The sequence below is a fragment of the Sutcliffiella sp. FSL R7-0096 genome (assembly GCF_038595065.1).
In the GTDB taxonomy this organism is placed as follows: domain Bacteria; phylum Bacillota; class Bacilli; order Bacillales; family Bacillaceae_I; genus Sutcliffiella_A.
Genome location: NZ_CP152003.1, coordinates 2025843 through 2037852 on the forward strand (window position 1 = coordinate 2025843; position 12010 = coordinate 2037852).

Genomic DNA, 12010 nt, shown 5'->3' on the forward strand with positions numbered 1-12010 from the left:
ATGAGACAAATCAACCATTACAAAGGTAAAAATGTCCTTGTCCTTGGATTAGCCAAAAGTGGAACGGCAACTGCTAATCTATTACATAAACTAGGTGCAAATGTAATTGTGAACGACAGAAGCCCATTGGAAGGAAATGAGCAGGCTCAGTATTTACAATCCAAAGGAATGGAAGTTGTATGCGGGGGGCATCCTGCAAGCATTTTTGACAAAAGGATAGATGTTGTGTTTAAAAACCCCGGCATTCCTTATAGTAATCCGTTAGTGGAACTTGCAATCCAAAAGGGCATATCCGTTTTAACAGAAGTGGAACTTGCTTATCAAATCAGTGAAGCTCCTTTTATTGGTATCACCGGTTCCAATGGAAAAACGACAACCACTACGTTGATTGATGAAATGCTTGCTGCGGATCAAAAATTCCCTCTAATTGCAGGTAATATCGGAAAAGTATCCGTCGAGGTAGCGCAGGAAGCATCAGGAAAAAATGTAATGGTTACGGAATTGTCCTCCTTTCAATTGATGGGAATTGACACTTTCCGTCCAAAGATATCCGTTCTGTTGAACATTTTCGAAGCGCATCTGGATTATCACGGAACACTTGATGAGTATGCTAAAGCAAAAGCAAGGATCTTCAAGAATCAAACCAGTGATGATTTGGCAGTGGTCAATGCAGATGATACGCAAGTGATGAGACTAGCTGAAGGGATCAAACCGTCACTTGTACCATTCTCTACTACGACTAAAGTGGATGGAGCGTATCTAGAAGATGGATACGTATGCTTTAAAGAGGAGAAAGTGATGGCTATTGAGGATATCGTGCTTCCGGGGAAGCATAATCTGGAAAATATCTTAGCCGCAGTTGCTGCTGTGAAACTTATAGGTACCAGCGATAGTGCCATCCATAATGTGCTTTCCAACTTTTCAGGTGTAAAGCATCGACTACAGTTCATTGGGGAAATAGAGGGAAGGCGCTTCTATAATGATTCAAAAGCAACAAACATACTGGCAACACAAAAAGCACTTTCGGCCTTTGGCGAAAATGTCATCCTGCTTGCAGGAGGACTTGATCGGGGAAATGATTTTGATGATCTCCTTCCATTCCTTGCAAATGTCAAAGTGCTTGTGACCTTTGGTGAAACTGCGGAGAAATTGAAGAGAACAGCTACTTCAGCTGGAATAAAACAAATAAAACATGTCGATAATGTGGAAAAAGCCGTAACGGTTGCCTATGAGATGTCTGAAAGCGGAGATGTTATTCTATTGTCACCTGCTTGTGCAAGTTGGGATCAATATAAAACATTTGAGCAACGAGGAGACATTTTTATAGACGCCGTGCATAAGCTTAAATAAGGGCTTGGCCACATGTTCAAGAGGCTTTGTTCTGATAGCTCCCCCCTATAAGGCGGGCTGCATACGGACAAGGCCTTTTTTTGGCTAACATTTTGAGGATGTAGTTTATACGTGCACATCTAACTGCCCTAATATTTGTAGTAGAGGTGTTTCACGTTGGCAAATAAGCGATCAACCCCGGACATAATATTAATCTTAACCACCTTGACCCTGCTCGCGGTCGGACTTATCATGGTGTACAGTGCAAGTGCGGTATGGGCTGATTACAAGTTCCAGGACACTTTCTTCTTTGCCAAACGGCAGCTGCTCTTTGCCGGATTAGGTGTGGTGGCGATGTTCTTTATCATGAATGTGGACTATTGGACATGGAGAACTTGGGCAAAGCTCATTATACTTGTTTGCTTCTTCCTTCTAGTCGTTGTATTAATTCCAGGCATAGGGATGGAACGAAATGGTTCGCGAAGTTGGATCGGGGTGGGTGCCTTCTCCGTTCAACCATCGGAATTTATGAAAATTGCGATGATCACCTTTCTTGCCAAATATCTAAGTGAAAATCAAAAGAAAATCACCTCCTTTAAAAAAGGATTGGTTCCAAGTCTTTCGCTTGTCTTTTTGGCTTTTGGGATGATCATGTTGCAGCCCGACCTAGGAACCGGAACTGTAATGGTGGGTACTTGTATTGTCATGATTTATGTTGCTGGTGCAAGAATCAGTCATTTCGTGGGGCTTGGGCTTATTGGTGTGGCTGGATTCGTTGTTCTTGTGTTATCCGCTCCATATCGAATAAAACGGATCACCTCTTTTTTAAATCCTTGGGAAGATCCTTTAGGAAGTGGGTTTCAGATCATTCAATCCTTGTATGCAATAGGCCCAGGGGGGCTCCTGGGACTTGGGCTTGGGCAAAGCAGACAGAAGTTCTTCTACTTACCAGAACCCCAAACGGATTTCATTTTTGCCATCCTTGCAGAGGAACTGGGCTTTATCGGGGGATCATTTGTCGTTCTTCTTTTTGCCCTTCTGTTATGGCGAGGGATAAGGATTGCTTTGGGGGCGCCTGATCTGTATGGGAGCTTTTTGGCAGTTGGAATCATTGCGATGATCGCCATTCAGGTTATCATTAATGTAGGGGTGGTAACGGGACTTATGCCTGTTACCGGAATTACCCTTCCATTCCTCAGCTACGGTGGTTCATCCTTAACACTCATGTTACTTGCAGTAGGCGTTCTTTTAAATATAAGTAGATACGCAAAATATTGAATGTAGCCGATCCTTTGTGGGTCGGCTTTTCTATTACAATACTGGACATTATATGACAAAAAATAAAAATTTCATTACAATAACTAATATTCGTTGCACATCTTTAACAAGGGATATACTATTAAAGTATTGTGCGATAAATATTTGCGCAATGTTATTTCATAACAGGGAGTTTCAGTTTAAGAAAATTTGCCATAATGACAAAAACAGGTTTAGGATATAGGTACAATCGGGTACATAAATATAGTCCTTTTTATACTAATTACATAATTGTCATGAAACAGATATCAAATAATTGAATCTTGTAGGCTGATGTACCGTTACTATTCAACATGCATACTATAGGTAGTATCAGTTACGGACTCAATGAAACGATATCTTATTTTCCTACTTTTAAAGGTTATGAAAATTGCTATATGAACGTGGATTTAGGAGGATTTTATATTGGAACAATTAGTAAAGGAATTAAAAGATAAGGAAGTAGGTAAAGTCCTTACGAAAGAACCATTGGCGAACCATACGACCATGAAAATCGGTGGGCCTGCCGATGTTTTGGTAGAACCGAAGAGCCTGGAAATGCTTCAAGAAACGATGAAAATCATCAATCGTCATAATGTGAAGTGGACAGCGATTGGACGCGGATCTAACCTATTGGTTTCAGATCTAGGAATAGAAGGAGTCGTCATCAAGCTTGGAGCTGGTATGGATCATATGGAGTTGAAAGAGAACGAAGTCCATGTTGGCGGCGGCTATTCCTTGATAAAGCTTGTGACCATCATCAGCAAAAAAGGACTTTCTAATCTTGAGTTTGCCGCAGGCATCCCTGGAACAGTCGGAGGGGCGGTCTATATGAACGCAGGCGCCCATGGATCAGACATGTCCAAAGTACTGAAAAAAGCCCATATTCTGTTTGAGGATGGAAAGATGGAATGGCTCACTGCGGAACAATTAAAGTTTTCCTACCGTACCTCTCTGCTACAAAAAGAGAGACCAGGCATCTGTCTTGAAGCGGTGTTGAATGTAGGAGAGGGAAACAGGGAGGAGATTGTCGCCCTGCTCCAAAAGAATAAAGATTATCGCAGGGACACCCAACCTTTTAACTACCCTTGTGCGGGAAGCATTTTCAGAAATCCGCTTCCAAATTATGCAGGTCAGCTTATTGAAAAAGCGGGGCTAAAGGGCTATAAGATAGGGGGAGCGAAAGTCTCCGATATGCATGCCAATTTCATCGTCAATGATGGAGGGGCTAAAGCTCAAGATGTCTTGGACTTGATTGGATATATCAAGAAGACAATCCTTGAGGAAGACAATATTCAACTGGAAACCGAGGTTGAAATTATAGGAAGAAAATAGTAGATATTTTCCGTATTTTTCACCCCGCATATGATATAATTATGCTAGAAAATCTATGCATAATAACAGCGATGCCTAATGGCGCGCGGTGGGGTGAAGAAGTTCTAAATGGAAAAAGGGAAAGTATTGACGTTAGAAGATCGTGTACCTAAAATCAAACAGCAGAGAAAGCAAAAGGCAAACAGGAGATTGGTTATATATCTGTCCTTATTTTTCATTTTATTGTTTTTGATTATTTACTCGCAATCTTCATTGAGTAAGGTCTCCGGGATCACAGTAGATGGGAATGTCCATGTGACGGAAGATGAGATCATTAAATTAAGTGAGATTACGAAAGAGACAAGCATCTGGAGAGTGAATGAAGAGACCGTCGCTGAAATGATCCAGCAACATAAAGAAATTTCTGGAACTGTGGTTCAAAGGAAGTTTCCAAATAGTGTAGAAATCAGTATTGAAGAATATAAACGGATTGCATATATATATGAAAGCGGGAATTATTATCCTGTCATGGAAAACGGTAAAATGCTTTCTGTTATGGACGATGAAGATGCTCTTCCTGATGATGCACCACTCATGATGAATTGGAAAAATGGAGAAATGGTCGAGAACTTTATTGGAGAATTGATCAAACTACCGGAATCCATCATCTATTCCATCTCGGAGATACATCATACTCCGTCTGACATCGATCCTTATCATATCACCATGTTTATGAATGATGGCTTTGAAGTAAGTGCAACCGTCAGAGACTTCTCGAGCAAGATGCTTGCCTACCCTTCTATCGTTGAACAATTGGATCCATCTGTTAAGGGCGTCATCAACCTGGAGGTAGGAACTTTTTTCAAGCCATATGAAACAGCTGGAGAGGAAGAGGAAGAAACAGATGAAAGTGACAGGTAAACATGTTGTCTTATCTTTCGTATGTCTTGTCCTTGGATTTATCGTGTCTTATTCGTATCAACTTACACAAGAGGAAGAAGTCTTGGGCACAGACAGACAATGGCAACGTGATCGAGCAATAAGGGAAGCCCTGATCAGAACGGAAGAGAGAAACTTGGAGTTGCAATTAGAGCTTCAAGAAAAACAAGAGGCAGTACAAACCATTGAAGAAGAGCTTGCCACTGGAGAACAGCTACTATTTAACCTAGTAGAGGACGTGGACAAGCTTAGAATGTACAATGGAAATGTCAAAGTCCAGGGAGAAGGGGTGGAGGTAACGTTGGCTGACGCCTCCTATGTCCCTTCCGAAGAGAATATAAATAATTATATTGTTCATGAAAGCCATGTATTCAAGGTGATGAACGAAATGTTTATATCAGGCGCTGCTGCAATCGCCATCAACGGACAAAGGATTACGAAAGATTCTTATGTCATTTGTAATGGTCCTGTCATTACGATAGATGGAAATCAATACCCTGCTCCTTTCGTCATTTCCGCTATTGGAGATTCTGACGTATTGATACCGGCACTTAATATACTTGGCGGTGTGAAGGACCAGTTGATTGCCGACAATATTACAGTGAAAATCCAGAAGAAGGATTTGGTAGTGCTTGACCCTGTTATTCGATAATCTCTGTTGAAAGGACATCAGCAGTAGTGACTTTAAGGCATACTACTGATTAGTAAGGTTAGGTGTACAAGTTGGATAAACGTAAATTCAGTTTTACTATCATAACTGTTATTGTCGGATTGATGATCGCCATCCAGTTTCAAACGGTAAAGCAACCAATTATACGTGACACACGTGATACTTGGCAGCTTCGAAGTGATTTGAATCGCGAGCAGGAAATTCAGTCCCAGATAATCCAGGAAATCAGGAAATACGATAAAATGCTACAAGAGTATTCCAAAGAACGGGATGAATCCAAAGAAAACATCGTTCGGGAAACCTTGGAAGAACTTAAAAGAGAAGCAGGGTTAACAGAAATGAGTGGACCGGGCATAAAGATGGCAGTCAAACCTTTGTTTGATGAAGATATAATTGGAAATGTACAGGAAAACATCTCAGCTGATCTTCTGAGGAGATTTGTAAATGAACTGAATTCCTATGGTGTAGAGGAAATAAGCATTGCAAATCAACGGGTTGTCAGCAATACGGTCATCCGTGAAATAAATGGCCGTACGAAAGTGAATAATGCTTGGATACCTAATGTAAATTTCGAAATCATCGTGATAACGAGCGATCCAACAAAACTTTATAACAGATTGCAAGTATCAAGAGCAATGGATGAATTCGCAATAGAAAACCTGCTATTGGAAGTGTCCACGCCGATCAATCAAGTAACCGTCCCAGCTTATGACGAGCAAATTCGTGTGAAGTTCATGGAACCGGTTAAAGCTGGGAAGGAGGGGGACTAACGATGTGGCTTCCTCTCCTTGGGTTGATCATAGGAATTGTTTTGGGGCTCTATTCGGAAATCCGGGTGCCTGACGAATATTCCAATTATTTATCAATTGCAGTGCTGGCTGCACTGGATACATTGTTTGGTGGAATACGCGCCCATCTGCAAAACAATTATGATGATAAAGTATTTGTATCAGGGTTTTTCTTTAATATCCTCCTTGCTGCAAGTTTAGCTTTTCTAGGCGTACATCTTGGTGTAGACTTATATTTAGCTGCCGTTTTCGCCTTCGGTGTAAGGCTTTTCCAAAACATTGCAGTGATAAGAAGGATATTATTATCCAAATGGTCGCTTTCTAAAGAAAAAAACGAAAAAAAATGATTTTAAAAAAGGGAAAACATCATATTTGTGGAATACTTTCTAATATAATATGTTTTTTCAGATGTTGTTCTTAAATAATTGGTTGTTTTTAGGATTAGAAGGAGGTGCCATAGAATGAACAGCAATGAAATATACGTCAGTTTGGACATCGGTACATCCAGTGTTAAAGTAATCATTGGAGAAATGGTGAATGATACTTTAAATATAATTGGAGTCGGTAATGTAAAATCAACAGGATTAAGAAAAGGATCTATAGTAGACATAGATGAAACTGTTCATTCCATTAACAAGGCGATCGAACAAGCTGAGAGAATGGTAGGGATGCCAATTAATAGAGTGGTGGTTGGTGTCACCGGAAACCATGTACAACTTCAGGATTGCCATGGAGTGGTTGCCGTTTCAAGTGAAAACAGGGAAATAGGGGATGAAGACATAGCACGCGTCATTGATGCAGCACAGGTCTTTTCCATTCCTCCTGAAAGGGAAATCATCGACTGTATCCCCAAGCAGTTCATCGTTGACGGATTGGATGAAATTAATGATCCAAGAGGCATGCTTGGTGTTCGGCTTGAAATGGAAGGTACCATTATTACAGGGTCAAAAACAGTCTTACATAACTTACTGCGTTGTGTAGAGAAAGCTGGATTGGAAATTACGGATATCTGCTTGCAGCCGCTTGCATCCGGATCAATCGCATTGTCAAAAGATGAGCGTAATCTAGGTGTGGCCCTAGTGGATATTGGTGGTGGGTCAACTACCATTGCCGTTTTTGAGGATGGCTTCCTAAAAGCGACAAGTGTCCTGCCAGTCGGAGGAGAGTACATCACCAAAGACATTTCAATAGGGTTGCGCACATCCACGGAAGACGCAGAAAATATTAAGCAAAAACATGGACATGCATTTTATGATCATGCATCTGATGAAGAGGTGTTCAGTGTACCTATCATTGGTAGCGATCAGCATCAACAGTTTAGCCAGCTTGAGATATCTGATATTATTGAAGCAAGAATGGAAGAGATATTCGATCTTGTGCAACATGAGATCAAGAGATTAGGTGTTCGCGAGATTCCAGGGGGGTTTGTATTAACCGGTGGAGTTGTATCCATGCCAGGCGTACTGGAATTGGCGCAATTGATACTTAACAACAATGTAAGAAAAGCTGTTCCGGACTATATTGGCGTAAGGGAGCCTCAATATACAACAGGAGTAGGACTTATCCAATTTGCATATAAAAATGCAAAACTACAAGGTAGGAAAATTGAAACTACAACAGCACCGAGTGAATACCCTGAAAAACAACGTAGTGGAAAACAAACTCAGCAAAAAGGAAAGCAAGCGAAGCCTGTAAACGAAGAAGAAAAAGTAGGAAACAAAGTAAAAAAATTCTTCGGACTATTCTTTGAATAATACTGATTAATAGATAACCTAGCTGTTGATTGTAGCAGAGGGCGAAGACTCTTGAGGGAGATAGCGCTAGATGGAGAACCCGCCGGCTTGCCGGGGAGGCTACACCAGCGCCCCTAGGAAAGCAAAGCCCAGTGCTGAAAACAACTGCGGTGTATAACGATAATTGGCATATGCTTGCAAGTACTTTCGAGAAATAGGAGGAACAGTCATGTTAGATTTTGATAACAGTATCGATCAATTAGCTACCATTAAAGTAATCGGAGTAGGTGGAGGCGGAAACAACGCTGTAAACCGTATGATAGAACATGGTGTTCAAGGAGTGGAGTTTATTGCAGTCAACACGGATGCACAGGCTCTTAACCTATCAAAGGCAGAAGTGAAAATGCAAATCGGCGGCAAGTTGACTCGCGGACTTGGTGCAGGTGCAAACCCTGAAGTTGGTAAGAAAGCTGCCGAAGAAAGCAAAGAACAGTTGGAAGAAGTACTTAAAGGCGCAGACATGGTTTTCGTAACAGCCGGCATGGGTGGAGGTACAGGTACAGGTGCTGCACCTGTTATCGCTCAGATTGCCCGCGATCTTGGAGCATTGACAGTGGGTGTAGTTACAAGACCCTTCACTTTCGAAGGTCGTAAGCGTGCAACTCAGGCTGCAGGCGGTATCGCTTCCATGAAAGAAGCAGTAGACACATTAATCGTCATTCCAAATGATCGTCTTCTTGAAATCGTGGATAAAAACACACCGATGCTTGAAGCGTTCCGTGAAGCAGATAACGTTCTGCGCCAAGGTGTACAAGGTATCTCTGACCTAATCGCAACTCCAGGATTAATCAACCTTGACTTTGCTGATGTGAAAACGATCATGTCCAACAAAGGATCCGCTTTGATGGGTATCGGTGTTGCAACTGGTGAAAACCGTGCAGCGGAAGCAGCGAAAAAAGCAGTATCTTCCCCGCTACTTGAAACATCCATCGATGGAGCTCAAGGTGTACTTATGAACATTACCGGTGGTACAAACCTTAGTCTTTATGAAGTTCAGGAGGCTGCAGATATCGTAGCATCCGCTTCCGATCAAGAAGTAAACATGATTTTCGGTTCGGTTATTAACGAGAACCTTAAAGATGAAATCGTAGTTACGGTAATCGCTACTGGTTTCAGTGAAGCTGAAATCAACCACACAAAGCAAGGTGCACGTCCTGTTTTCGGCGCACAAAAAGCACCTTCACAAAAACCGCAACAACAGCAACGTGAAGTAAGACGTGAAGAGCCTGTTCACCAACACCAAGAACCGCAACAACAGGAACCACGCCGTCAACAACAGCCACAACAACAAGAAGAAACGTTGGATATCCCAACTTTCTTACGTAATAGAAACCGCCGTCGCTAACTTCCATTAGCCCCCGGCTTCAATCAAAAGCACCAAACCATTGCAAGTGAAAAATGGTTTGGTGCTTTTTTGATTGGCGCTGTTAAAGCTATTTTTTAGCAACCTAGCTGTTGATTGGAGCAATAGGCTAAGACTCCTGAGGGAGATAGCGTTTAGGGGAGACCCGGAGGTGCAAGCCGAGGCTGCCCAAACGCCCCTAGGAAAGCGAAGTCTAGTGCGGAAATCAACAGCGGTGTTTAACAGAGCCTTTTGATTGATTTAAGAATTTATCATATTCTATTTCGAATGCCGAAATATCACAATAACCCGTTAAAATATCACAATACCCTTTGAAAAAGTCACAATAACTACAGAAAAAGTCACAATCAGCCTCCGAAAAGTCACAATCCAAGTATTTAAGCTTTATGAGGTAAATGGTAGTGCAAGAACTAAAATCCAATATTCCCCCTGTCCTGTTCTCTCCGACAAATAAGCAAAAAAATCTTCAAAAATTGTATTCTACTATCGGCAGGAACTGACAGACTTTCTACTAGCAGTGATTTATACTAGTTTCAAATCTATAAGGTATAAATGAGGGACTTATTGTGACCGTATATTTAGATGCAATCTGGCTATTGAATTTCGGCTTTGATTTTCTGCTTTTAAAGATAACCGGTCTCATCCTGAAGCGACAGATTGTAACATGGAGGCTATTACTCGGAGCATTCATCGGTTCATTAATTGTAGTTCTCATGTTCACCCCAGCGCAGGTTCTTGTTGCAAATCCTTTTGTGAAAATGCTCATCTCCCTTACCATTATCCTTGCAGCTTTCGGCTTTCACAGATTAAGGACCTTTGTAGAAAACCTTACTGTTTTTTATGTAACCACCTTTGCAGTTGGAGGGGGCATGCTTGCTGTTCACTATGCATTACAAGTGGATCAGCGTTTTGCAAACGAAACCATCCAAAGCCTTACAAGTGGACTTGGAGATCCGGTTTCATGGGTTTTTGTCCTGGTTGGTTTCCCGGTTCTTTTGTACCTATCTAAGAAGCAATTTCATGCAGTGGAAACAAGAAAATTTAAATATGATCAATTGGCCACCATTACCATTACAATCGAAAAGGATGTGATCTCATTATCGGGCTTACTGGATAGTGGGAACCAGCTTTTAGACCCCATTACCAAGACTCCTGTCATGATTGTGGAAGTGGCAGCTCTTCAAACCTTCATCCCAGACGAAATCATACAAGCTATGGACTCTATTGAACAAACACAAGGTTGGCCAACTTTTTCAGATGAAACCAGGTGGGTCGAGAGAATTAGAATCATTCCATACCGGGCAGTCGGAAAAGAAACAACTATAATGCTGGCAATTAAACCGGATAAGGCAGTCATTCACCATGATAATATGCGCTATGAAACAAGTAAATTCCTATTGGGACTCACTAAAACACAGCTATCCTCAGAAGGAGACTACGTGTGTATTCTTCACCCTAAAATGTTACAGGGAGAAGTGGTGGAACAGGTTTCATAAAGAAAGGCTGTTTTCGTATTCTTTGTTGCTTTTTCGTATATTCAAATCATCCGTTATATTGCTTACTGTCGTGCTCTTTTCCTTGTTGTGCTAAGAATACTACTTGCAAAATCAAGAGTATGTAAGAAACAAAAAGTCCAATAGCCGACTTTTTGCTTGTGAATAGCAACAAACTTTGAGAAAAGAGCCTAAAGAAAATAAAAGGAGGAATTATTTTGGGGAAGCTAAAAATAAAAGTCACCTATTTATGGTACAAATTATTAATCAAGCTGGGATTAAAGACAGATGAAATTTATTATATAGGTGGGAGTGAAGCGCTGCCACCACCTTTGTCAAAGGAAGAGGAAGCACATTTGCTTATAAAGTTGCCAAATGGAGATCAAGCTGCAAGGTCCATCCTTATCGAAAGAAATCTCAGACTTGTCGTCTATATAGCAAGAAAGTTTGAGAATACCGGAATCAATATTGAGGATCTAATTAGTATAGGTACAATCGGACTTATTAAAGCTGTTAACACATTTAATCCAGAGAAAAAGATTAAATTGGCTACGTACGCCTCAAGATGTATTGAGAACGAGATTTTGATGTACTTAAGGAGAAACAATAAGGTTCGTTCGGAAGTCTCTTTTGACGAACCTTTGAATATTGACTGGGACGGCAACGAATTGCTGTTGTCAGATGTTCTTGGTACGGATGAGGATATCATTACAAAAGATTTGGAGGCAAACGTAGATCGAAAACTTCTGTTAAAAGCCCTTGAACAACTGAATGACAGGGAGAAGCAGATTATGGAACTCCGTTTCGGCCTCATCGGTGGAGAAGAAAAAACGCAAAAGGATGTAGCGGATATGTTAGGTATATCGCAATCATACATATCCAGATTAGAAAAACGGATCATTAAAAGACTAAGAAAAGAATTCAATAAAATGGTATAAAAATTTTTAGAGCAATTTTTTCAGTAATGATAAGGATTGAGAATATTTGTCAGAATAGATAGATTTCTGGATATGCATATTTTTCCC

General features: G+C 41.0%; 11 protein-coding genes. All 11 read left to right on the top strand.

Translation table 11 applies throughout. The features are described 5' to 3' along the window. The 11 genes from murD (at position 1) to sigE (ending at position 11923) form a co-directional block, all read left to right on the top strand. Complete coding sequence (murD, locus tag MKY77_RS10280) at positions 1-1350, top strand: UDP-N-acetylmuramoyl-L-alanine--D-glutamate ligase (protein WP_339145729.1); 1350 nt, start codon at positions 1-3, stop codon at positions 1348-1350. A 156-nt stretch (positions 1351-1506) separates the two neighbouring features. Next, a complete protein-coding gene (gene spoVE, locus MKY77_RS10285; protein ID WP_339145730.1) occupies positions 1507-2607 on the top strand; it encodes a stage V sporulation protein E in 1101 nt (366 codons plus the stop codon). 444 nt (positions 2608-3051) lie between these two features. Beyond that, on the top strand, positions 3052-3960 hold the full coding sequence (murB, locus tag MKY77_RS10290) for a UDP-N-acetylmuramate dehydrogenase (protein ID WP_339145731.1): 909 nt from the start codon (positions 3052-3054) through the stop codon (positions 3958-3960). 108 nt (positions 3961-4068) lie between these two features. Continuing rightward, positions 4069-4860, top strand: coding sequence for an FtsQ-type POTRA domain-containing protein (locus MKY77_RS10295; RefSeq protein ID WP_339145732.1), 792 nt, complete (start codon positions 4069-4071; stop codon positions 4858-4860). Continuing rightward, entirely contained in the window at positions 4844-5530 is a 687-nt protein-coding gene (locus tag MKY77_RS10300; protein ID WP_339145733.1) for a DUF881 domain-containing protein, read from the top strand. Before MKY77_RS10295 ends, MKY77_RS10300 begins: the two co-directional genes overlap by 17 nt. Positions 5531-5592: 62 nt before the next feature. Further along, on the top strand, positions 5593-6318 hold the full coding sequence (locus MKY77_RS10305; protein ID WP_339145734.1) for a DUF881 domain-containing protein: 726 nt from the start codon (positions 5593-5595) through the stop codon (positions 6316-6318). Positions 6319-6320: 2 nt separating this feature from the next. Beyond that, on the top strand, positions 6321-6683 hold the full coding sequence (locus MKY77_RS10310; protein ID WP_047970782.1) for a small basic family protein: 363 nt from the start codon (positions 6321-6323) through the stop codon (positions 6681-6683). Between the two features lie 114 nt (positions 6684-6797). Further along, a complete protein-coding gene (gene ftsA / locus MKY77_RS10315) occupies positions 6798-8090 on the top strand; it encodes a cell division protein FtsA (protein ID WP_339145735.1) in 1293 nt (430 codons plus the stop codon). 208 nt (positions 8091-8298) lie between these two features. Further along, entirely contained in the window at positions 8299-9474 is a 1176-nt protein-coding gene (gene ftsZ, locus MKY77_RS10320; protein WP_339145736.1) for a cell division protein FtsZ, read from the top strand. Between the two features lie 584 nt (positions 9475-10058). Next, positions 10059-10988, top strand: coding sequence for a sigma-E processing peptidase SpoIIGA (gene spoIIGA, locus MKY77_RS10325; RefSeq protein WP_339145737.1), 930 nt, complete (start codon positions 10059-10061; stop codon positions 10986-10988). A 215-nt stretch (positions 10989-11203) separates the two neighbouring features. Then, positions 11204-11923 carry an RNA polymerase sporulation sigma factor SigE gene (sigE, locus tag MKY77_RS10330; RefSeq protein WP_339145738.1) on the top strand — a complete coding sequence of 240 codons (720 nt, stop codon included), beginning with the start codon at positions 11204-11206 and terminating at the stop codon, positions 11921-11923. Positions 11924-12010 lie beyond the last annotated feature (87 nt).

Excerpts from the sequence above, each read along its gene's own strand:
- MKY77_RS10295 (WP_339145732.1), top strand. The coding sequence starts at position 4,069 with ATGGAAAAAGGGAAAGTATTGACGTTAGAAGATCGTGTACCTAAAATC.
- MKY77_RS10310 (WP_047970782.1), top strand. The coding sequence starts at position 6,321 with ATGTGGCTTCCTCTCCTTGGGTTGATCATAGGAATTGTTTTGGGGCTC.
- ftsZ (WP_339145736.1), top strand. The coding sequence starts at position 8,299 with ATGTTAGATTTTGATAACAGTATCGATCAATTAGCTACCATTAAAGTA.
- ftsA (WP_339145735.1), top strand. The coding sequence starts at position 6,798 with ATGAACAGCAATGAAATATACGTCAGTTTGGACATCGGTACATCCAGT.
- murD (WP_339145729.1), top strand. The coding sequence starts at position 1 with ATGAGACAAATCAACCATTACAAAGGTAAAAATGTCCTTGTCCTTGGA.
- MKY77_RS10300 (WP_339145733.1), top strand. The coding sequence starts at position 4,844 with ATGAAAGTGACAGGTAAACATGTTGTCTTATCTTTCGTATGTCTTGTC.